The following is a 21,244-nucleotide window of genomic DNA, read 5'->3' as shown; positions in this document are numbered from 1 at the left end:
GTCAATTACGCGTGAGCTCACGATTCAGGTCCTGGAGCAGGATGGACCATTGGGGTCGGAGCGGTACACCGGCAATAAGACTGCACCGCGCTGAACATGGCATCTGTGTGACGGCCGGCCTCAGGAGGTCTGGTCGTCGGGCGGGATTCCTCAAGCGCGGCCGCCCACTCCCGCTCGAAGGCCGGCACCCACCGCTCAATCCCTGATTGTCGGGCCCTCGCCATCCCGTGCAGATATGTCACGAGTCGGGGCGGGACTGTCAAACGAGCGGTGTAACTGGGGTAGTTGAGGCTACTGACGGGCTGCCGACAGGCGGCCGTCGAAGGTGATGTCGAAAGCGTTCAGCGCGGTCTTCCAGCGCATGGTCCAGCGGGCATGTCCCTTGCCGGTGGGGTCGAGGGACATGATCGCCATGTAGACGCACTTCAGGGCGGCCTGCTCGTTGGGGAAGTGTCCGCGGGCCTTGACTGCCCGGCGAATGCGCGCGTTCACCGACTCGATCGCGTTGGTCGTGCAGACGATGCGGCGGATCTCGGTGTCGAACCGCAGGAAGGGGGTGAACTCCTCCCAGGCGTTCTCGCCCTACGCCGCCACGGTGTCCCGTTCCTGGCCGGGCTGGCCCGCCGTGTGCGCGGCGAGGTAGCGCTCGGCGTCGAGGGCGGCCGCGCAGCCGCTGGCGGCGGCGGTGATGGCCTGGCGGTAAGTGTGGTCGACGACGTCGCCGGCCGCGAAGACGCCGGGGATGTTCGTGCGCGTGGAGGGTGCGTCGACCTTGAGGTAGCCCCCGTCGTCCAGGTCCAGTTGGTCCTTGAAGAGTTCGGTGCGCGGGTCGTGGCCGATGGCGATGAACAGACCGGTCACGTCGAGGTCGCGGGTCTGGCCGGTGAAGACGTCGCGGAGGACGAGGCCAGCGAGCTTTCCGTCCTGCTCCTTGATCTCGGCGATCTCGCTGTCGAAGGCGAAGGAGATCTTGTCGTCGGAGAAGGCGCGGTTCTGCATGACCTGGGAGGCCCGCAGGGTGGAGCGGCGGTGGACGACGGTCACGGAGCGGGCGAAGCGGGTGAGGAAGGTGGCTTCCTCCATGGCGGTGTCTCCGCCGCCGACCACGACGATGTCGCGGTCACGGAAGAAGAATCCGTCGCAGGTCGCGCACCAGGACACGCCCCGGCCGGACAGCTCGGCCTCCTTGGCCAGACCGAGCTTGCGGTAGCCGGACCCGGTGGCCACGATCACCGTCTTCGCTCGGTGCACGGTGCCCGCGGTGTCGGTGACGGTCTTGATGTCACCGGTCAGGTCAACCTCGACGATGTCGTCGTCGACCATCTCTGCCCCGAACTTCTCGGCCTGGGCCCGCATGTTCGCCATGAGGTCGGGGCCGTCGATGCCGTCGGGGAAGCCGGGGAAGTTCTCGACCTCGGTGGTCGTCGTCAGCGCGCCGCCGACGAAGATGGCGCCGCCGAAGACGAGCGGCTTGAGTTCGGCGCGGGCGGTGTAGAGGGCGGCGGTGTATCCGGCGGGGCCGGAGCCGATGACGATGGCCTCGCGTATGCCGGTGTCGGTCACGGAGGTCACGCCTCCTGGCGGGCGTCGATCTCGGCGATCAGGGCCTCGATGCGGGTCTTGATCTCGTCGCGGATCGGGCGGACGGCCTCGACGCCCTTGCCGGCCGGGTCTTCCAGGTCCCAGTCGAGGTACTTCTTGCCGGGGAAGATGGGGCAGGCGTCGCCGCAGCCCATGGTGATGACGTAGTCGGACGCCTGGACGGCCTCGGTGGTGAGGATCTTCGGCTTCTGGTCGGAGATGTCGATGCCGACCTCCTTCATCGCCTCGACGGCGGAGGGGTTGACCTGGTCGCCCGGGATGGAGCCGGCGGAGCGGACCTCGATCCGGTCGCCCGCGAGGTGGTTGAGGAATCCGGAGGCCATCTGCGAGCGTCCGGCGTTGTGGACGCAGACGAACAGCACGGAGGCGAGCGGGCTGGAGGACATCGGTTCTTCCTTCGTCAGTGATGGAGCGGTGGTACGGGTGGTGCAGGGGTGAAGTTCAGGCGCCCGGCAGGGAGTCGAGCAGTTCGGTGATGTGGGCGTCGATCTCGTCGCGGATGCCGCGGACGGCGGCGATCGGGGCGCCCTCGGGGTCGGTGACCGGCCAGTCCAGGTATCGGCGGCCGGGCAGTACGGGGCAGGCATCCCCGCAGCCCATCGTGATGACGATGTCCGCGGCCTGCACGACCTCGTCGGTCAGCGGCTTGGGGAACGCGCCGGCCATGTCCACTCCGGCCTCGGTGAGCACCTGCACGACGGCCGGCTCGACGTCGGCGGCCGGGAGAGTCCCCGCGGAGGAGACGGTCACGTGGCCGCCCGCTCGGTGGGCGAGCAGGGCGGCGGCCATCTGGGAGCGGCCGGCGTTGTGGCTGCACACAAACAGGACCCGGGGCAGGCCTGTGCCCGGGGCGCCCTCGATGTGCGCGAGCGCCTCCAGGCGTTCGGTGGCCAGGTGCTCGGCCAGCACCACCAGGTGGGTACGGACGCGGGCGTGTTCGGCCAGGCGCTCGTAGGAGTCGGTGACCAGGCGCTGGATGGTCTCGGGAGAGAAGTGTCCGCGGTAGCGCAGGGCCAGGCGGGCGATGCCGGAGGCCAGCCGGTCGTCGGGCAGCACGGGCGGTGGGGTTGCGGTCACGGGACGCCCCTTCGGGGTGTGGGTCTCCCACGGGTGTGGGATGCGGGTCCCAAAGATCACCCCGGACTGGTATCAGCCCGGAGTGATGTGAGAGTATCAGCCCATGCTGATGTCAGTCGACACTGATCTGATGCGGGTTCTGGCCGACCCGCTCCGCCTCCAGATCGTCTCCCTCCTGGCCAAGGAGACGCTCTGCACCACGCACCTCATCGAGGAGACAGGGGCGAAGCAGACCAACCTCTCCAACCACATGAGAGTGCTGCGCGAGGCCGGAGTGGTGGAGACCGAGCCGTGCGGCCGCTTCACCTACTACAAGCTGCGCGCCGACGTCATCGCCAACCTCGCCGGACAGTTCGCCGACCTGGCCGAGTCCGCCCGCAACGCCGCCGACAACAAGAGGGCCTGCCCGTGACCCCCACCGAAGCACCCGCGACCGCCGAAGACTCCTCGGTCGTCGCGAAGCTGTCGACGCTCGACCGTTTCCTCGCCGTGTGGATCCTCGCCGCGATGGCCGTCGGCCTCGGCCTCGGCAGGCTCATCCCCGGCCTCAACGACGCCCTGGCGAAGGTCGAGATCGGCGGCATCTCCCTGCCGATCGCCGTCGGACTGCTGATCATGATGTACCCGGTCCTGGCCAAGGTCCGCTACGACAAGCTCGACGCCGTCACCGGCGACCGCAAGCTCATGGTCTCGTCGCTGGTCATCAACTGGCTCGTCGGCCCGGCCGTCATGTTCGCGCTGGCCTGGATCTTCCTGCCGGACCTGCCCGAGTACCGCACCGGCCTGATCATCGTCGGCCTGGCCCGCTGCATCGCCATGGTCATCATCTGGAACGACCTGGCCTGCGGCGACCGCGAGGCCGCCGCCGTTCTCGTCGCCCTGAACTCGGTCTTCCAGGTCCTGGCGTTCGGCCTGCTCGGCTGGTTCTACCTCGACCTGCTGCCGAACTGGCTCGGCCTGGGCGACGGTCAGCACCTGGACATCTCCATGTGGAAGATCGCGCTGAACGTCGTCATCTTCCTCGGCGTCCCACTGCTGGCCGGCTTCCTCACCCGCCGCATCGGCGAACGCAAGCTCGGCCGCGAGAAGTACGAGACCGGCTTCCTGCCGAAGATCGGCCCGTGGGCCCTGTACGGCCTGCTCTTCACGATCGTCATCCTCTTCGCCCTGCAGGGCAAGACCATCACCTCGCAGCCGCTGGACGTGGCCCGCATCGCCCTGCCGCTGCTGGTGTACTTCGCGATCATGTGGTTCGGCACCTTCGCCCTCGGCAAGGTCATCGGCCTCGCCTACGACCGCACCGCCACCCTCGCCTTCACCGCGGCGGGCAACAACTTCGAGCTGGCCATCGCGGTCGCCATCGCCACCTTCGGCGTCACCAGCGGACAGGCACTCTCCGGCGTCGTCGGCCCGCTGATCGAGGTCCCGGTCCTGGTCGCGCTCGTCTACGTCTCCCTGGCCTGGCGGCGGAAGTTCAGCGCCGCACAGCAGCTGACACCGGCTCCGCAGGTGAACTGATGCAGGGCCTGGATCGCACCGGCCCCGGTCCGGCCCGGTGACCGGCGACCGCCATACGCAGGTGGTGATCGTCGGCGGCGGGCAGTCCGCTCTTGCCGCCGGCTACCACCTGCGCCGCCTCGGCGTGGACTTCGTCATCCTCGACGCCCAGCCCACGCCGGGCGGCGCCTGGCAGCACGCCTGGGACTCCCTGCGCCTGTTCTCCCCGGCGGCCTTCTCGTCCCTTCCCGGCCGCTTCATGCCACCGCAGCCCGACGAGGAATACCCGGACGCACAGCATGTGGTGGCCTACCTGACCGACTACGAGAAGCGCTACAGCCTGCCGGTCGAGCGGCCGGTACGGGTGCTGGGCGTACACAGGGACGGTGGTCTGCTGCGCGTGGAGACGGACTCAGGGGACTGGCGTGCCCACGCCGTGATCAGTGCGACCGGGATCTGGTGGCGGCCCTTCCTCCCCTTCCTGCCTGGGCTCGCCGACTTCGGCGGGCAGCAGCTGCACACCGCCGGATACCGGCGCCCGCAGGACTTCGTCGGCCGCCGGGTGATCGTCGTCGGCGGGGGCAACTCCGGTGCCCAGATCGCCGCCGACCTCGCCTACGACACCCAGCTGACCTGGGTCACGCAGCGCCCGCCGCGCTTCCTGGCCGATGACATCGACGGCCGGACGCTGTTCGACGTGGCCACCGCCCGCCGCCGCGCACTCGACGAGGGACGCACCGACACCAGGGGCGTCGCCTCGCTCGGCGACATCGTCGCCGTCCCGCCCGTCCGCGCGGCACGCGACCAAGGCCTGCTCAAGGCCACCCCGATGTTCAACCGCCTTACCCCCGGCGGTGTCGAATGGTCCGACGGCACCCGCGCCGAAGCCGACACGATCATCTGGTGCACCGGCTTCAGGCCCGCCCTCGCCCACCTCGCCCCGCTCCAACTCCGCGGCCGGCGCGGCCACATCGCCACGCTCGGTACGCGGGCCGCCGACGAGCCACGCCTGCACCTGCTCGGCTACGGCGACTGGACCGGCCCCGCCTCCGCCACCCTCATCGGCGTCGGCCGCCCGGCCCGCGAAGTGGCGCGGGAGATCGCGGCACTTCTTGCGGCCGGTGTGACATAGCCATGTCGGGAGAATCGTGGCTTCCTCCACTGCCGGGCAGAACATCAACTGCTGAAGACTGACGGTCATGACCAACACCCCGGCCTCCGACCACACCACAGCAGACGGTCAGGCCCCATGGCTCACCCCCGGGGTCCGCGGCATCGGCTCGGCCAGTTTCCTTGCGGACGTCGGTCACGAGATCCCCACCGCCCTACTGCCTTCCTTGCTGACCTCCACGCTGGGTGCGCCGGCCGCGGCGCTGGGAGCGATCGAAGGTGTCGCGGACGCGCTCGCGGGGGCGGCCCGGTTCAGTGGAGGCGTCCTCGCGGACGATCCGGCCCGTCGCCGCAAAGTAGCCGTCGGCGGTACGCCACCACTGCGGTGCTGGGCGCGGCCACGGCGGGAGCAACAGCCGTGTGGCAGGTCGGGCTGCTGCGGGCCGCTGCCTGGACCGCGCGGGGTCTGCGGGTACCAGCCCGCAATGCGCTGCTCGCGGACATCGTCCCGGCCAAGGCGTACGGACGGGCGTACGGCTTCGAGCGGATGATGGACAACCTCGGCGCGATTTTCGGACCGCTGCTCGCCCTTGGACTGGTGGCCTGGCTCGGCGTGAAGTGGGCGATCGGGCTCTCCGTGATACCCGGTCTGCTCGCCGCGGTCGCCATCGTCTACGCCATCCGACATACTCCGAAGCCGACGAGCCGGGACAAGATGCCGCTGCGTATCCGCGTACGGCCCGTCCTCCGCGGCGAACTGGGACGGCTGATGTTGGCAGTCGCCGCCTTTGAGTTCGGCAACGTCGCCGCAACCCTGCTGATCCTGCGGGCGAGCGAATTGCTCACGCCCGACCACGGTACGAAGACAGCGACCACGATCGCGCTCGGCCTCTACACCGCCTACAACGTCGCCGCGACTGCCGCCTCGATCCCGGCCGGACACCTGGCCGACCGACTCGGCGCGCGCGGCCCGATCCTGGTGCTGGCGGCGGGGGTGGCTGCGTTCGCAGTCGCCTACGGCCTGTTCGCCGTCAGCGGCGCGGTCTACCTCGTTCTGGCCATCCCGTTCCTTCTGGCTGGCGTCGGCATCGGCGCGGTGGAGACCGCCCAGCACTCCGCCGTCGCCGCGCTCGCACCGAAGGACTTGCGAGGCTCGGCGTTCGGTCTGCTCGCTACCGTTCAGTCCCTGGGCAACCTTGCTGCGTCCGGCATCGCGGGCATCTTGTGGAGTGCCGTTTCGCCCGAGGCCGCCTTCATCTATCTGGCAGCGTGGATGTTCCTTGCCCTCGGTGGCCTGGTCGTGGCCGCCCGCCACTAGTCACGCAGACACAGCCTGGTTGCCTGATCCTGCCGTTCCGGCGGGGAGGGGGTCAGGAGCGCAGGTCGAGCATGGCGGACATGGCCGCCACCACGGACGGGGCGACCTGGTAATAGACCCAGGTGCCGCGCCGCTCCGAGGTCAGCAGTCCGGCCTCGCGCAGCTTCTTCAGATGGTGCGAGACCGTCGGCTGCGAGACCCCCACGTCCTGGATGTCGCACACGCACGCTTCGCCGCCCTCGTGCGAGGCGACCTTGGAGAACAGGCGCAGCCGCACCGGGTCCGAGAGCGCCTTGAACATGACGGCCATCTTCTCCGCGTCCGCCTGGGACAGCTCGGCCGACGTGATCGGCGGGCAGCACGGGACGACCGGCTCGGCCGGCAGCACCGGGAGTTCCACCACCTGAGAATTCGACATGCGTCTATGTTGACACTCATCGATACCAGTGGCAAGCTCCGTGTGTCGACAGACATCGATACACGTCGATATAAGGGGGCGGCTGCGGTCACGTGCTCCGCGATCTGCTCCCGGGCGACCGCGGTCGTGTCAGTCGTGCCACCGCCCGGGAGCGGTCTCGGCGAGTGTTCATGCCTGCTCGCCCGCTGGCCGATGCCCCGCACTACCTGCCAATACTCTGCGTCTGAGGAGACCTTGCGCCATGAGCGACCAGCTTCCCGTCGTCGTCATCGGAGCCGGACCGGCCGGACTGGCCGCCGCCGCCAACCTCATCGAGCGCGGCATCGAACCTTTGGTCCTGGAAGCCGGACCGGCCGCGGCGGCCGCGGTACGGGAGTGGGGCCATGTCCGGCTCTTCTCCACCTGGGGCGAGGTCACCGACCCGGCCGCGGAAAAGCTCCTCGCGCCGACCGGCTGGACCAAGCCCGACGCAACCACCTACCCCTCGGGCGCCGACTGGGCCGAGCTCTACCTCCAGCCCCTGGCCGACGTTCTGGGCGACCGCGTGCGTCTCGGCGCGAGGGTCACCGGCGTCTCGCGCGCCGGACGTGATCGCATCGTCGACGCCGACCGGGAAAAGCAGCCCTTCGCCGTGCACTTCACCACCGCAGACGGCGGTGAGCAGCGCGTCCTCGCCCGCACGGTCATCGACGCCTCCGGCACCTGGACCGCGCCCAGCCCGGCCGGAGCCGGCGGCCTGCCCGCACTCGGCGAGAAGGCGGCAGCCGACCGCATCACCTACCGTGTGCCCGACCTGGGGGACCCCGCCGTGCGGGCCCGTTACGCGGGCAAGCGCACTGCCGTCATTGGCTCCGGCGCCTCCGCCTTCACCGCGCTCGCCGGCCTCGCCGACCTCGCAGGCGACGAGCCCGGTACGCACGCCGTGTGGATCCTGCGCCGCGGCATCAGCGGCTCAACGTTCGGCGGGGGCGAAGCCGACGAACTCCCCGCCCGCGGCGCCCTGGGGCTCGCCGCGAAGGCCGCCGTGGACAACGGGTACGCCGATGCGGCCACCGGCTTCCGCACCGAAGCCATCGAGCGCGACACCGACGGCCGCCTCGTGCTGGCCGGTGAGGACGGCCGCCGTCTCGACCCGGTCGACGAGGTGATCGTGCTGACCGGCCTCCGCCCCGACCTGACCTTCCTCTCCGAGATCCGCCTCGGCCTGGACGAACGCCTCCAGGCGCCTCTCGCGCTGGCCCCGCTCATCGACCCCAACCAGCACTCCTGCGGCACCGTCTACCCGCACGGCCACCGCGAACTGTCCCACCCCGAAGAGGACATCTACCTGGTCGGCATGAAGTCCTACGGCCGCGCCCCCACCTTCCTCGCCATGACCGGCTACGAGCAGGTCCGCTCCGTCACCGCCGCAATCGCCGGCGACCTGGAATCCGCCGACCGCGTCGAACTCACCCTCCCGGAGACCGGAGTGTGCAGCGGCAGCGGCCTTGCGGGCACCCCGGCCGCCGGAGCGGACGATGAGGGTGGCTGCTGCGCTCCGGCCCCCCAGCTCGTCCAGATCGGCATCACCCCCGCCGCCGGCGAGGGGTCCTCGTCCGGCGGGTGCTGCTGAACCGACCCGCACCGCGCCCCGGCTTCCACGGGCCGGGGCGCGACCACCCTCTACCGCTGGAGGATCGTCATGTCCCGCGTACAGCTCGCCCTCCGCGTCCCCGACCTCGCCGCGTCCATCGCCTTCTACAGCAAGCTGTTCGGCACCGAACCCGCCAAACTCCGCGACGGCTACGCCAACTTCGCCATCACTGAACCCCCGCTCAAGCTCGTCCTGATCGAAGGCCCCGAGGGCGAGGCCACTCGGATGGACCACCTCGGCGTCGAAGTCGAATCCACCGAAGCCGTCCACGCGGCCACCACCCGCCTCGCGGACCAGGGCCTGGCAACGGACGTGGAGAACGACACCACCTGCTGCTACGCCGTACAGGACAAGGTCTGGGTCCACGGCCCCGGCCAGGAACCGTGGGAGGTCTACGTCGTCAAGGCCGACGCCGACTCCCTCGCCAAACAGCAGGGCAGTACCTGCTGCACGGCCCCCACCGAGACCGACGCGAAAGCAGCCCCCGCGGGCGGCTGCTGCTGATCCGCCGATGACCGAACTCCACACCAGCGGGGCTGTGACCGGGACGGGGGTCCGGTCACGGCCCCGCGCCGCACTGCCTGCCCTGTGCGCCACCCAGATCACCAGCTGGGGCATCCTCTACTACGCCTTCCCCGTCCTGAACCCCCAGATCACCGCCACCACCGGCTGGCCCACCGGCGCCACCACCGCATCGTTCTCCGCCGCGCTACTGGTCTCCGCCCTCGCCGGAATCCGCGTCGGCCGGATCATCGACCGCCACGGACCGCGCACCGTGATGACAGCCGGCTCCCTCCTCGGCGCACTCAGCCTCCTCGTCGTGGCCGCCGCACCCGACCTGCCCCTCTTCACCGCGGGCTGGCTGCTCGCCGGAGCCGCGATGGCCGCCACCTTCTACCAGCCCGCCTTCGCCGCCCTCACCCGCTGGTACGCCCCCGACCACGTCCGCGCCCTGACCGTCGTCACCCTCGCCGGCGGCCTCGCCTCCACCGTCTTCGCACCCACCACCGCAGCCCTCACCGACCACCTCTCCTGGAGAGCGACGTACACCGTCCTCGCCCTGCTCCTGGCCGCCATCACCATCCCCGCCCACGCCTTCGCGCTCAAAGGACCATGGCCGGCGGCGCCTCCGGCCCCCGCTCACGCAGGCGGCGGCGTGAGCGCCATCGCCCGGAGCCGACCGTTCTGGATGCTGGCCTGCGCTCTGACCCTCTCCGCGTTCACCGTGTACGCGGTCGTCGTCGACCTGGTCCCTCTCCTGCTCGAACGCGGATTCACCACCTCCCAAGCCGCCTGGGCCCTCGGCCTCGGCGGCGCCGGGCAGACCCTCGGACGCACCCTGTACTCCCCCCTCACCCGCCACAGCACAACCACCACCCGCACGGTCACCCTCATCGCCCTCGGCGGCGCGACCACCGCAGCACTCGCCCTCGTCCCGGGCCCGTACGCACTGCTGACCGCACTCTCCGTCGCGGCCGGCATGGTCCGCGGCAACATCACCCTGCTCCAGGCCACCGCCATCCCGGACCGCTGGGGAACGACGCACTACGGCCACCTGTCCGGGCTCCTCACGGCCCCGGTAACCGCAGTCTCAGCGCTCGCGCCCTTCGCCGGTGCCGCCTTGGCCGCACCTCTCGGGGGTTACCCGCACCTGTTCACAGTGCTCGCGCTCATCTCCGCCATGGCCGCCCTCATTGCAGCCGCGGCCACACCTCCCGACAAACCCCCGGCGTGTGGACGGCGGATCAGGAAGGACCCTCCGTAAGGACGGTGCAGATGCTGCCCTGGGGGCACGTGGCAGAGGCGGTCGCCACGGCCCGCCGGGCCAGATCCCTCAGCACCGTGCGCGTCGCGCGCAACCCGGCCAGACGCCGCTCGATGTCCGTCAGGTGCTCGCCGATCAGATCGCCACCGTGCGTACGCGGCGCCTGGCAGGCATCCAGCGACAACAGCAATGGAATACACCCACGTCAAGAGTTGGAATGGGCGCCGGCCGGTGACGGCAGCCCGCACGCTGGCACCGCACCCGCACCGACCTCACCCCGACGGCATCCCACACCCCGCGGCAGCCGCATGTTCGATACACAAGCAGCCCCGGCCAGTGTCGGTCCTGGCCGGGGCTGTCGATGCGCATGGTCGTGAAGGGCGGTCGCCTACGCGGCGAAAGGCTCCATGAGGCTTCAGCCGAACGATCGTCCTCATGGGCAATGGGTGAGGCCCGGGGACACTGTCCCCTTCACAACCACGCATGGTGTAACCCGAGTAGGCTGCGGATGTTCCCGACCGGCGCGACCTCCGGAACCGCCGACGGCTGCCGGGAGCGGCTACGGGCGAGTGCTCTTGAAACGCACCGCGGAGCCCCACCGCGCCTGCTGATCCGTCATGCACCAACTGCACAGAGGGAGGCCTCCGGGACCGTAGCGCCAGGTCTGCCGCTGACACCCCGCACACAGGCCGACCTGACTGCCCGCGCAGTGCATCGTGCTGGGATCCGGCTCCGAAACCCGGGGCGCTGCCGTCGTCATCGCTGTGTCCTCATCCGGGCAGCGAACACTCACCACCTCGAACAAAGAATAGAACACTCCCCGATTGTCGGACCCTCACCATCCCGCGCCGGTATGCCACGAGCCCGGACGGGTGCCCCGTCACCAGTCTTCGGCGGATCTCCACGGCTGCGGACGGCGGCCCCTCGAATATAATCGAACACATGTCCGATCTGCCGCCTGATCCCGCCCGCCTCCGCGCGATCCTCGCCCACCTCGACAGGCAGCTCGCCGACACCGACACCCTCCGCACCTACCTCCGCCTGCAGCGCGACGAAGTACAGCGCGCCCTCCACGCGGCCGGCCGACCGCTCCGCCAGCCACAACAGCCGCAGGCCCGACGGTCACTGTCGCCGGTCCGGCCTGCCGAACCGCCTCCCAACGGCCCCACCGGGGCGGGAGACGGCTACATGCTGGAGAGCAAGCGCCACCCCAAAGACCCCCAGCCCGCTGTCCTCCACGTCGATAGCTGCACCAAGGCCAACCGGAAGGCCTCGCCGATCTCCGCAGCCCAGTTCCACGTCGCCATCCGCGACACCGAATACATCAAGCCCTGCGACTTCTGCCGACCAGAAGACAAGCCGGACGACACAGCGCCTCCCCTTGTTCGGCGGCGGGAGACGGCGCAGCGTCGGGTGGAAGGGATCCGGGGTGATCTGGACGCTGCCCGAGCCGATGCCCACCCCGAACGAACCGCCAATCTGCCCCGATGACCGGTATGCCGCACGTCGGCAGGATCGCTGCGGCCGCGCTGGATGCGGGCCGCGCTGGATGCGGGCGGCTGCACGGCCGCTGCACCCGCGATTCGTGGACAGCTCGTCGCCACGGTGCGGTTCCGCCGGCTACTCCACCAACACTGGCCGGGCAAGCAAGGAGCAGCGGTGGAGTGGACGATCTGGGCCGGGTTCGCGGCCCACACTGCTGATCTCGACGGTGACCTCCCCGGTCGGCGTGTCCGGGGCGGTCTTCCTCCTCCCCGTTCAGCTCAGCGTCCTCGGCGTGCCGAGTCCTGCGGTCACGCCGGCGAGCCGGTGGGCGGGGGCGGTCGGGGGCGAGCTATTGCGCGGTGTAGCCGCCGTCGACGGGCAAGGCGATGGCGGTGACGTAGCTGGCGCCGTCGCTGCACAGCCACAGGACGGCCTGAGCGATCTCGTCGGCGGTGCCGAGCCGGTCGATGGCCTGTCCTCCTTCGGCCTGGTCGCGGTCGAGTTCGCCGCCTTCGACCATGGCGTCGACCATCGGAGTGCTGATCGTGCCGGGACACACCGCGTTGATCCGCACACCGCGCGAGCCGTATTCGAGGGCGACGCTCTTGGTCAGGCCGATGACGCCGTGCTTGGAGGCGTGGTAGGCGGCGCGGCCGGGGTTGCCGACGAGGCCGCCGAGGGAGGAGCAGTTGACGATCGCGCCGCTGCCCTGGGTGCGCATGTGGCGCAGTTCGTGCTTGGTGCTCGCCCAGATGCCGCGCAGGTTGATGTCTTGGACGCGGTCGAACTGGTCGGCGCTCTCGTCGGCGGCGTCGGTGGGCGGGGGCATGATCCCGGCGTTGTTGTAGGCCATGTCGAGCCGTCCGAAGGCTTCGACGGTGCGGTCGATGGCGGCGGCGACCTGGGCCTCGTCGGTAACGTCGCAGACCAGCGCGAGGACCTGATGCCCGTCGTCGGCGAGCTGCTTGGTGGCGGCGTTGACGGCGTCCTCGTTGATGTCGGCGAGGCCGACGGCCGCGCCTGCTTCGGCGAAGGCGCGGGCGGTGGCCAGGCCCATGCCGGAGGAGGCGCCGGTGACGAAGGCGACCTTACCGGTGAAGTCGTAGGTGGGGTTCATGGCGGTGGCTCCCAACAAGGTTGTACGAGCGTGGAGTTCAGCGTGCGGTCGTGGCGGTGGCGTCGGCCGTCTCCGGTTCGGCGGCCGTGTCGGTGGTGTGGTGGGCGACGACCCGGGAGGGGCCGATGGTGCCGCGCAGCGCGAGGGCGATCAGGGGCAGCAGGGTGAGCGCGGCGAAGACCGCGCCGACCAAGGCCGGACCGGTCAGGCCGAGGGAGGAGTCCAGGGCCCGGCCCGCGACGAGGGATCCGGCGGCGATGCCGGTGTTGTAGCCGGAGGTGGTCAGCGCCGAGGTGAGGGTGGGGGCGTCGCCTGCGAAGCGGACGGCGAGGGAGGTGACGACCGGGTTGACGGTGAACCCGGCCAGGGCCATGCCGAAGACCAGGATCACGGCGGCCACCGGGCTGTTCGAGGCGGGGATCAGGGCCAGCAGGATGAGGGAGGTGGCTGCCGATGCGGTGATCGTGGTGACCATCGGGCGGTGGTCACCGAGACGGCCGCCGATCGCGGTGCCGCCCAGCGCCCCGATGCCGAAAGCGATCAGCACCAGCGGGACGGCGCCGGCCGGGATGCCCGCACGGTCGGTCAGCAGCGGCGTGATGTAGGTGTACGTCGCCAGGACCCCGCCCATGATCAGCACGGCCGCGCCGAGGGCCAGCCACAGCCGCCCCTGCTTCAGGGCGCGGACCTCGGCGCGCACGGAGACTTCGGCCTGCTGCTCGGTACGGGGGATGAACTGGCCGACGAACGCGGCGGCCAGGGCGGCGAGGACGGCGAGTGCCCAGAAGGGGCCGCGCCAGCCGGTGTAGTGGCCGACGAACGAGCCGATCGGCACGCCGATGACGTTGGCCAGGGTGAGGCCGCCCATCATGGCGCCGACCGCCCGGGTGGACTGGGCCGGGCCTGCCGCGGTGGTGGCGATGACGAAGCCGACGGCCCAGAACGCTCCGGTGGCCAGGGCGGTCACGACCCGGGCGGTGAGCACGACGGTGAAGGAGGTGCTGAGTGCGGCGACGGCGTGGCCGAGGGCGAAGACGGTCAGGGCGCCGATGAGGGTGTGGCGCTGGGGCAGGCGCAGTGTGGCCATGGCCATGGTGGGCCCGCCGACGATCATCCCGATGGCGAACGCGGTGATCAGGAGGCCAGCGTGGGACACGCTGACGTTCAGGTCGACGGCCATTTCGGGCAGCAGTCCGGCGATGACGAACTCGGTGGTGCCCATCAGGAACGTGCCGGCGGCGAGCACCCAGACGACGAAGGGCAGCTTGCCGGGGGCGGACCCGGTGGCGGAGGGCATGCGAAAACTTCTTCCCGTACGAGGAGGGGCGGTGCTGGGGGAGGTCAGGAGGCGGCCTCGATGGTGATCCGGTCGGCCCCGGCGAGTTGGTCGGCGTCGGCGTCGAGGTGGCCGAGGACCAGGAGGTCGGAGGAGGCGGAGGGGCCGTCCTTGTAGAAGATGGCGAGGTTGCCCCAGGGGGCGTAGTAGGTGAGGTCCCCGGTCCTTGGCGCCTGCGGTTCGGGCGCGTTCTCGGTGGTCAGCTTCCTGGGCGGGTCGGCAATCCGCTCGGTCCCGTGGAAGTCCTCCAGGTCCAGGGTGAGCGGGAGCAGGGAGGCCAGGTCGCGGGCGGCAGGGCTGTCGTTCAGGGTCGCCTCCACCTCTTGGCCGTCGATGGTGACGTGCATCGGAGTGCTCCTGTCTGATCCGGTCGGACTCGCGGACGCCGAGGCCGGTGTGGAGGCCGGGGCCGAGGCTGAGGTGGTGGGGGCCTGCTCGGTGGACGAGTTGTCGGAGCAGGCGGTTGCCGCCAGCAGCACGCCGACGGTGGCAGTGGTGGTCAGGCCCCGGCGGAGGGTGAGGGTGGTCATGGGGTGCCGTCCTGCGGGTCGGGCATGGGCTCGGCGTAGTGGCGGAAGCCGTCACGGTCGGTGTGCAGGCCGTACAGCAGCTCGGCCAGCGTCTCGGGGCTGGAGGTCGCGGAGTCGGGGCTGATCGCCCCGGGCACGATGAGCTGCGCGACGTGGATGTTCTCCGGCGCTAGCGCGGTGTGGAGCATCTGCGCGTATGCGCTCTCGCCGGCGAACGCGATGGAGGTGCCGGTCACGGTGTCCTTCGGGCGCACCGCGCTGCCGCCGTTGACGAACAGCAGCGTGCCCGTCCCCAGCTCCCGCATGCCGGGCAGGACCGCGTTCACGCAGGTGAGCGGACCTTTGACGGAGAAGGCCAGCGGGTCGTCCAGGTCGGCGGCGGTGGTTTCCAGGACCGGTTTCATGAAGTCGGCCCGCGGTACGGGGCTGTACTGCAGGATCTCGACTGGTCCCATCGTGTCTGTGGCCTCTTGCAGGGCTGTGGTGAGGGAGTCGGGGCCGAGGACGTCGGCGGTGAAGCCGCGCGCGTGGATGTCCTCCTGCGCCAGCTCGTACACCAGGTTGTCCTGGTGCTGGATGCTGCGCGAGAGGAGGGCAACGTGGTGGCCCGCTTTGCCGAAGCGGCGGGCGGCAGCCAAGCCCAGGCCGGGGCCAGCGCCGACGAGAGCGAAGGTGGTCACGGTGGTTCTCCTTTATGAATTGGGCGAGGCGGTCCCCATCGGGCCCGCCTCAGGTAGCGGGACGGTTCCCGGGTGAGGGACGGTGTTGGCCGGGTTCAGCCGGTGGCCGGAGTGGTGGCGTACTCCTCGTCGGTGACGGGGTTCAGCGAGTGCACGACGTCGTGGTCGTCGTCGCCCTTGTTGATGGCCAGGTGGACCATCAGCCGGTTCGGCGCGGCACCGTGCCAGTGCTCCTCGTCGGCTTCGAACAGGACGCGGTCGCCGGGCCGGATGACTTCCACCGGTCGCCGCGGCGCTGACACAGGTCGGGTCCCGGGGTGGAGCTACAGCGCGAAGCTGCGCGGCTTGGTGCAGCGGTAGGGGCTGTCCCAGCGGCCGGCGGTCGCGGCCGTCCAGTCGGGCTCCCAGCCAGGGCGGTAGCCGCAGGCACCCCAGCCGTCCGGATGCCCGTGAGGGATCTCCAGCCCGGCGGCCCGTGCGGCCCGCGCCGCCTCGTAGGCCTCATGGGCGAGCCGCACGGCGGTGACTGGGCTGTCGGCGCGACCCGTGAAGACGTGCAGGCCTTCGCCCGGCTGGTCTGGGCGGTGTATGGGGACCTCGACCTCGAAGTAGGGCAGCGGCATGACGTCGATGTAGACGTCGCCGGTGAACCAGTCGGCCGGACCCTTGGCGGTGTCGTTCGAGCTGCGGGTGATCTGCACGGAGACTCCTCGTATGAGTATGTGGCGGGGCGGCGTCAGGGGGTCAGGAGCGTCTTAATGGCGCGCCGCTCGTCCATCGCCTTGTAGCCCTCGGCAACCTGGTCCAGGGGGAGGGTGAGGTCGAAGACCTTGCCCGGGTCGATCGCACCCGTGAGCACGCGGTCGATGAGGTCGGGCAGGTAGCGGCGTACGGGGGCGGGTCCGCCGCGCAGGCCGACGTGGGAGAAGAACAGCTCTTGACCCCCGACGGTGACCTCGTGAGGGACGCCGACGAAGCCGACGTTGCCACCGGGACGGGCGGAGTGCAGGGCCTGGCTCATGGACTCCTGGGTGCCGACGCACTCCAGGACGCTGTCGGCGCCGATCCCACCGGTCAGCTCCTTGATCTTCTCCACGCCGTCATCGCCGCGCTCGGTGACGATGTCGGTGGCGCCGAACTCGCGGGCGAGCTTCTGCCGGCTCTCGTGCCGGGACATGGCGATGATCCGCTCAGCGCCCATCTCCTTGGCCGCGATCACGGCGGACAGCCCGACCGCGCCGTCACCGACGACCACGGCGGTCGAGCCGGGCTTGACCTCGGCGGCGTCCGCGGCCCACCAGCCGGTGCCCATCACGTCGGAGACGGCCAGCAGCCCGGGCCAGAACTTTTCGTCCGGCGCCTCGTCGGTGGCGACCAGGGTGCCCTGTGCGTTGGGGATGCGGACGTACTCGGCCTGACAGGTCGACATGAACTCGCGGTGCAGGCAGTTCGACTGGAAGCCGTTGCGGCAGTTCGCGCACGTGTTGTCCGAGGTCGCGAAGGAGCCGACGACGAACTGGCCCGGCCGGACCGAGGTGACCTCGGAGCCGATCTCCTCGACGAAGCCGACGTACTCGTGGCCCATCGGGTGCGGGTCGCCGATCGGCTCGGCGCCGCGGTAGGGCCACAGGTCGGAGCCGCACACGCAGGTGACGGCCGTGCGGATGATCGCGTCGGTGGGCTTGAGGATTTTCGGGTCCTCGAGGATCTCGAAGCGGATGTCGCCGGAGGCGTGGATCACTGCGCCGCGCATGAGAGGGGTTCCTTTGCGTTTCTGGGTAAGGAGGTGCGGGCGGCGGGCCGCCCGGCCGGGTGCGGAGCCCCCGGGGCTCCGCCTGGTGGGCGGGACGGGAAGCACCACGCGTTCCAGGTAACGCCCTCTTCAGGCGCGGAACGAGTTGCTGACGAAGGGTGTACTGGCAGTGCATCCCTTCGGCCCTGCGCGGGACGTACCGTCGAAGGCATGGACAACCGTGAGGAGGTCCGCGAGTTCCTCACCTCGCGGCGCGCCAAGATCACCCCCGACCAGGCCGGGCTGCCCTCCGGATCCCGCCGCCGGGTGCCGGGGCTGCGTCGCAGCGAGGTCGCCGCCCTTGCGGACATGAGCGTGGAGTACTACTCGAAACTGGAGCGTGGCGACCTCGCCGGAGTCTCCCCGGGCGTCCTCGAAGCCCTCGCCCGCGCGCTGTTGCTCGATGACGCCGAGCGCGCCCACCTGGCGAACCTCGCCCAGGCCGCCGACGGATCCGACGCCCTCACCCGGCCCCGTCGGCGTACCGCCCGGCGGTGGACACCGCACCGCAGTTTGCAGTGGACGCTGGACGCGGTCACCGCCGGACCGGCGTTCGTCCGCAACGGCCGGATGGACGTCCTCGCCGCCAACCCAATGTTCCGCGCCTTCTACACCGATCTCTACGCGACACCGGGTAACCAGCAGAACCTGGCCCGCTTCACCTTCCTGGACCCCGCCGCCCGCCGTTTCTACCCGGACTGGGACTCTTTCGCCGACATCACCGTCGCCATCGTGCGGACGGAGGCCGGCCGCAACCCCCACGACAAGGACCTCCACGACCTGGTCGGGGAGCTGTCCACCCGCAGCGACGAGTTCCGTACCCGGTGGGGCGCGCACAACGTGCGCCACCACAGCACTGGCACCAAGCACTTCCACCACCACGCCGTCGGCGACCTCTCCCTGGCTTTCGAGGGCCTGGACATGGCCGCCGCCCCCGGCCTGACCCTCACCGTCTACACCGCCGAGCCCGGCTCCTCCTCCGAGGAGGGGCTGCGCCTGCTCGCCACCTGGGCCGCCACCCAGGACACCGAGCGGTCAGCCACCGGGTGACCTGCGGCTGACCAAGAGGGGCGCCGAACCCCAATGGGTTCGGCGCCCCTTCTCCGTACAGACTTCGTAGGGGGCGACCCGCAGCTTGTTGCGCTGTTGTCGCCGCCTTCGACTCCCGTCCCGCCGTCCGCGGAGGTCGGCCCGGTCGGGCCGGCCGGGCCGGCCGGAGTCAGAGGTGCTTGTCGAAGAAGTGCCAGCTCCCGGGCCGCGGACACACGGGACGAGGCGTCGAGGGTGGTGTCGTCGGTGAAGGTGATCAGTGCGGCAGGTGACCGGCTGGCTCACCCGGCACCCCACGGCCCTGACCGAGGAAGACCGGGCCGGCCTGAAGGAGGTCCTCGCCCGCTGCCCCGAGCTGGACAAGGCCGCCGGACACGTCCGCGACTTCGGCGAGATACTTACCGACCACCTTGGCAGCACGCTCCCTGCCTGGATCGACACCGTCGATGCCAGCCAGCTACCCGGCCTCACAGGCTTCGCACTCCATCTGCTCCGAGACCTCGACGCCGTGACAGCCGGACTCACTCTGGACTGGAGCTCTGGCAGCATCGAGGGCGCCGTCAACCGCATCAAGAAGATCAAGCGGCAGCTCTACGGTCGCGCCGGATTCGAACTACTCCGCAAGATGATCCTGCTCCAGTAGCACTCCAAGCCCTCCGAACCCTTCGCCAAGACCGAGAACGGACAACACCCAGAGGGCTGGGGCGTGTCGGCACCGACGGACATAATGCCGCTGTGGACCTGAGACCGGAGTTGTTGCCCCCGCCCGTGAGCCAGCAGCAACTGAACGAGCTGTGCGCTGAGGTCGAGCGGATCGCTGAGTTGCTGGTCGCCCGCCCGGAAGTGGCGGTCGAGGCGATCGAGGCGTTCAACGCGATGACCGGGCACGACTACGTGGCTCTCGACTTCGCTGAGTACGACGGAAGCAGGAGCCTGGAGCAGTTCGCGAGGGAGGCGGCCCGGCTGGCTCGCCCCGTGGTTGCCGACATCACCCGGGACGAGCTCGTTGAGATCGTTCGCAGACTCCTGACTGCCTCTGCGGAGAGCGACTACTATCTGCGGCTCCTGGAGGCGAACGTGTCGCATCCCCGGGTGAGTGACCTGGTCTTCCATCCCTCGGACATCACTCAGGGCCCGTCTGCGGAGCAGATTGTCGATGAGGCTCTGAAGTACCGGCCGATCGCGCTCTGAGTAAATCGAACGCCAACCTCACCCTCCGCGACCGCTCCCCAAGATCTGTGCCAGAACCCGAAACTCGCGAAGAGAGCCAGTCATTGGCCTCGGCTTTGCAGTCTTGTTGTCACCCTCCCGTGCCGCCGTGGGCTATCCAAAAAGCGGGAAACGATCCGCGTCGGTGCCGAGTCCGTGTCTCTCGGCGGCGGTCAGCGGCAGGCGGCCGGTGGCGGCCCGCGCGTAGTGCTCGTCGCTCCAATCCACGGGCACCGGATGGCCGAGCAGTCCGTCAAGGGTGGCCCGTACACACGCCAGCCCGGCACCCTCCGGCGGCCGTACAGCTGCCGGAAGGTGTGCCACGAGGTCAAGATGATGAACTGTGGCCTCAACAGCGAGGGTCGCCATCAGGTCGCCAGCGATGAGCACATGCCCCTGCGTGCTGACGAACTGCTGGGGATCGCTGCGCTCAGCCGCTGTGACAGTGGCCGCCGCAGTCTCCAGGTACAGCCCTCGCAACTGCTCGAACTCCAGGAACATACTGGCGCCCACCCGGGTATAGCGTCGCCCGTTCGCCGCACCCACCGTGCCCGGCCGCCAGCTCGCCCAGTAGGTGGCGGCATCGCGGTCCGCAGGCCCGGCAGCCGGCGTGTGCAGAGCCACCAACCCCCGCTGTGCGTCGGCCAGGCAGTGGAAGACGAGATCCCGCACGGCCCACCCCGTGCACCCACTCGGCAACCAGGACTCCTCGTCGCTGAGCGAGGTCACCACGCCCGCAAAAGCCCCGTACGCAGCCGTCAGAACACCGACCGACTCCATGCGCCGCCCTCCCTCTCCACTGGCCCCGCTTCCGGGCACCTGGCCGAGCCGCGAGGTCGTCTGGGCCACCGCAGCAGCTCACCAGCCGATCGCAGTCAGCTCTGCCTTGCCCGGCCCTCATGCCAGCCGATCCGATCATGCAGTCGGGCGCCACGTGGGCTGCCCCGGGCCGAGGACGCTGGCCAAACGAGTCTCCCGGGGGTTGGTGACAATAGGCTCGCATTTGTGACGCCTATCGTGCCTCGGCTCACGTGACCATCATCGTGGGCCCCCCTACCTCTCTCTTCAGTAGTCGAGATCCAGGTAATCGATGTCGTTGATTTCGACGTCGGAAAGCCCCATCGCGCGGACTCCACCGTCCTGGAAATAGATTTCCTTGAATCCCTCGGCGATGATTCCGCGCATCTCCTGGTCGCTGGCCCCCGTGTCGCGGGCGTCGAACAGGCGCTGCGCGTACTCCGGGGAGGTGCACAGTGAGTCGCCGGAACCGTCCGTCGTCGGTGCTGCCGACCGCAGCGGTGTAGCCGAACCGGGCGCGGGTCTCGACCGTGATGCCGCCCGTGGCGGCGGCCTGGCGGTGCCGGCGCTTGCGCACCAGCGGCTGCCAGCGGGCCCGCACCGCGTCATCGATCTTCGCGGCGACGTCGGCGGGAGGGTGCTTGCGGGCGCCGCGGCGGTAGCGGTTGACGGAGTCGGCGGTGACGCCAATCTCCTGTGCGACGGCTTTGGCGCTGCCGAGCTGCTTGATCAGGTAGCCGATCTGGCGCTTGAGGGTCTTCGGCGGCTCCTTGGTGAAGCTCTCCCGGTCGGCCCGCTCGATGGCGTCCTCGATCTCCCCCACCGTG

At 70.1% G+C, this 21,244-nt stretch carries 21 protein-coding genes and 5 pseudogenes; 12 read left to right on the top strand and 14 right to left on the bottom strand.

The window, feature by feature from the left end:
* Positions 1 to 291: 291 nt before the first annotated feature.
* From HEP85_RS38585 to HEP85_RS38570, 4 genes and pseudogenes are all read right to left on the bottom strand, one after another.
* Positions 292 to 579 (bottom strand): annotated as a pseudogene (locus HEP85_RS38585) (transposase); the annotation flags it as partial.
* Positions 580 to 582: 3 nt separating this feature from the next.
* Entirely contained in the window at positions 583 to 1,572 is a 990-nt protein-coding gene (gene trxB, locus HEP85_RS38580; protein ID WP_168532022.1) for a thioredoxin-disulfide reductase, read from the bottom strand.
* Positions 1,569 to 1,988: an arsenate reductase ArsC gene (locus HEP85_RS38575; RefSeq protein WP_168532021.1), complete on the bottom strand. Its 420-nt coding sequence runs from the start codon at positions 1,986 to 1,988 to the stop codon at positions 1,569 to 1,571. The genes trxB and HEP85_RS38575 overlap by 4 nt, the downstream gene beginning before the upstream one ends.
* A gap of 55 nt (positions 1,989 to 2,043) precedes the next feature.
* Entirely contained in the window at positions 2,044 to 2,679 is a 636-nt protein-coding gene (locus HEP85_RS38570; RefSeq protein WP_168532020.1) for an arsenate reductase ArsC, read from the bottom strand.
* A 103-nt stretch (positions 2,680 to 2,782) separates the two neighbouring features.
* On the opposite strand from HEP85_RS38570, the gene HEP85_RS38565 reads away from it, so the two are divergent.
* From HEP85_RS38565 to HEP85_RS38550, 4 genes are all read left to right on the top strand, one after another.
* Positions 2,783 to 3,091 carry a helix-turn-helix transcriptional regulator gene (locus tag HEP85_RS38565; RefSeq protein WP_168532019.1) on the top strand — a complete coding sequence of 103 codons (309 nt, stop codon included), beginning with the start codon at positions 2,783 to 2,785 and terminating at the stop codon, positions 3,089 to 3,091.
* The gene (gene arsB / locus HEP85_RS38560) at positions 3,088 to 4,197 is read left to right on the top strand and encodes an ACR3 family arsenite efflux transporter (protein WP_168532018.1); all 1,110 of its coding nucleotides are present in this window, start codon (positions 3,088 to 3,090) and stop codon (positions 4,195 to 4,197) included. The genes HEP85_RS38565 and arsB overlap by 4 nt, the downstream gene beginning before the upstream one ends.
* Before the next feature lie 37 nt (positions 4,198 to 4,234).
* A complete protein-coding gene (locus HEP85_RS38555; RefSeq protein ID WP_168532017.1) occupies positions 4,235 to 5,308 on the top strand; it encodes an ArsO family NAD(P)H-dependent flavin-containing monooxygenase in 1,074 nt (357 codons plus the stop codon).
* Between the two features lie 396 nt (positions 5,309 to 5,704).
* Positions 5,705 to 6,604, top strand: coding sequence for an MFS transporter (locus tag HEP85_RS38550; RefSeq protein ID WP_248002281.1), 900 nt, complete (start codon positions 5,705 to 5,707; stop codon positions 6,602 to 6,604).
* A 52-nt stretch (positions 6,605 to 6,656) separates the two neighbouring features.
* Here the strand turns inward: HEP85_RS38550 and HEP85_RS38545 are convergent, their stop codons facing one another.
* Positions 6,657 to 7,022: a helix-turn-helix transcriptional regulator gene (locus HEP85_RS38545; protein ID WP_148012120.1), complete on the bottom strand. Its 366-nt coding sequence runs from the start codon at positions 7,020 to 7,022 to the stop codon at positions 6,657 to 6,659.
* Positions 7,023 to 7,263: 241 nt separating this feature from the next.
* On the opposite strand from HEP85_RS38545, the gene HEP85_RS38540 reads away from it, so the two are divergent.
* The 5 genes and pseudogenes from HEP85_RS38540 to HEP85_RS38520 form a co-directional block, all read left to right on the top strand.
* The gene (locus HEP85_RS38540) at positions 7,264 to 8,634 is read left to right on the top strand and encodes an NAD(P)-binding domain-containing protein (RefSeq protein WP_168532016.1); all 1,371 of its coding nucleotides are present in this window, start codon (positions 7,264 to 7,266) and stop codon (positions 8,632 to 8,634) included.
* Between the two features lie 69 nt (positions 8,635 to 8,703).
* Positions 8,704 to 9,159: an ArsI/CadI family heavy metal resistance metalloenzyme gene (locus HEP85_RS38535; protein ID WP_168532015.1), complete on the top strand. Its 456-nt coding sequence runs from the start codon at positions 8,704 to 8,706 to the stop codon at positions 9,157 to 9,159.
* A 7-nt stretch (positions 9,160 to 9,166) separates the two neighbouring features.
* A complete protein-coding gene (locus tag HEP85_RS38530) occupies positions 9,167 to 10,420 on the top strand; it encodes an MFS transporter (protein WP_168532014.1) in 1,254 nt (417 codons plus the stop codon).
* 942 nt (positions 10,421 to 11,362) lie between these two features.
* Entirely contained in the window at positions 11,363 to 11,911 is a 549-nt protein-coding gene (locus tag HEP85_RS38525) for a DUF6233 domain-containing protein (RefSeq protein ID WP_168532013.1), read from the top strand.
* A 168-nt stretch (positions 11,912 to 12,079) separates the two neighbouring features.
* Positions 12,080 to 12,227, top strand: a pseudogene (locus tag HEP85_RS38520) (sulfite exporter TauE/SafE family protein); the annotation flags it as partial.
* Between the two features lie 27 nt (positions 12,228 to 12,254).
* Here the strand turns inward: HEP85_RS38520 and HEP85_RS38515 are convergent.
* From HEP85_RS38515 to HEP85_RS38485, 7 genes and pseudogenes are all read right to left on the bottom strand, one after another.
* Positions 12,255 to 13,022, bottom strand: a complete 768-nt coding sequence (locus HEP85_RS38515) for an SDR family NAD(P)-dependent oxidoreductase (protein ID WP_168532012.1) — start codon at positions 13,020 to 13,022, stop codon at positions 12,255 to 12,257.
* A gap of 37 nt (positions 13,023 to 13,059) precedes the next feature.
* A complete protein-coding gene (locus HEP85_RS38510) occupies positions 13,060 to 14,319 on the bottom strand; it encodes an MFS transporter (RefSeq protein ID WP_248002280.1) in 1,260 nt (419 codons plus the stop codon).
* A 44-nt stretch (positions 14,320 to 14,363) separates the two neighbouring features.
* A complete protein-coding gene (locus HEP85_RS38505; protein WP_168532011.1) occupies positions 14,364 to 14,888 on the bottom strand; it encodes a cyclophilin-like fold protein in 525 nt (174 codons plus the stop codon).
* Entirely contained in the window at positions 14,885 to 15,568 is a 684-nt protein-coding gene (locus HEP85_RS38500) for an SDR family NAD(P)-dependent oxidoreductase (RefSeq protein ID WP_168532010.1), read from the bottom strand. Before HEP85_RS38500 ends, HEP85_RS38505 begins: the two co-directional genes overlap by 4 nt.
* Before the next feature lie 95 nt (positions 15,569 to 15,663).
* Positions 15,664 to 15,872: pseudogene (locus HEP85_RS38495) on the bottom strand (cupin domain-containing protein); the annotation flags it as partial.
* 19 nt (positions 15,873 to 15,891) lie between these two features.
* On the bottom strand, positions 15,892 to 16,269 hold the full coding sequence (locus HEP85_RS38490) for a hypothetical protein (protein ID WP_248002278.1): 378 nt from the start codon (positions 16,267 to 16,269) through the stop codon (positions 15,892 to 15,894).
* A gap of 35 nt (positions 16,270 to 16,304) precedes the next feature.
* Positions 16,305 to 17,321, bottom strand: coding sequence for a zinc-dependent alcohol dehydrogenase family protein (locus HEP85_RS38485; RefSeq protein WP_168532009.1), 1,017 nt, complete (start codon positions 17,319 to 17,321; stop codon positions 16,305 to 16,307).
* Between the two features lie 210 nt (positions 17,322 to 17,531).
* Between HEP85_RS38485 and HEP85_RS38480 the strand changes: the two genes are divergently transcribed.
* From HEP85_RS38480 to HEP85_RS38470, 3 genes and pseudogenes are all read left to right on the top strand, one after another.
* A complete protein-coding gene (locus tag HEP85_RS38480) occupies positions 17,532 to 18,410 on the top strand; it encodes a helix-turn-helix domain-containing protein (protein ID WP_168532008.1) in 879 nt (292 codons plus the stop codon).
* A 256-nt stretch (positions 18,411 to 18,666) separates the two neighbouring features.
* Positions 18,667 to 19,053, top strand: a pseudogene (locus HEP85_RS38475) (transposase); the annotation flags it as partial.
* Between the two features lie 92 nt (positions 19,054 to 19,145).
* Positions 19,146 to 19,601 carry a hypothetical protein gene (locus HEP85_RS38470; protein ID WP_168532007.1) on the top strand — a complete coding sequence of 152 codons (456 nt, stop codon included), beginning with the start codon at positions 19,146 to 19,148 and terminating at the stop codon, positions 19,599 to 19,601.
* A 132-nt stretch (positions 19,602 to 19,733) separates the two neighbouring features.
* Here the strand turns inward: HEP85_RS38470 and HEP85_RS38465 are convergent, their stop codons facing one another.
* Together HEP85_RS38465 and HEP85_RS38460 are read right to left on the bottom strand one after the other, a co-directional pair.
* Entirely contained in the window at positions 19,734 to 20,399 is a 666-nt protein-coding gene (locus tag HEP85_RS38465) for a maleylpyruvate isomerase N-terminal domain-containing protein (protein ID WP_168532006.1), read from the bottom strand.
* A gap of 285 nt (positions 20,400 to 20,684) precedes the next feature.
* Positions 20,685 to 21,240 (bottom strand): annotated as a pseudogene (locus tag HEP85_RS38460) (XRE family transcriptional regulator).
* Between the last annotated feature and the right edge of the window lie 4 nt (positions 21,241 to 21,244).

This window comes from Streptomyces sp. RPA4-2 (genome assembly GCF_012273515.2).
Taxonomy (GTDB): Bacteria; Actinomycetota; Actinomycetes; order Streptomycetales; family Streptomycetaceae; genus Streptomyces; species Streptomyces kaempferi.
Note: the sequence above shows the minus strand (reverse complement) of the source record. Positions and strands in the feature narration are given on the sequence as shown.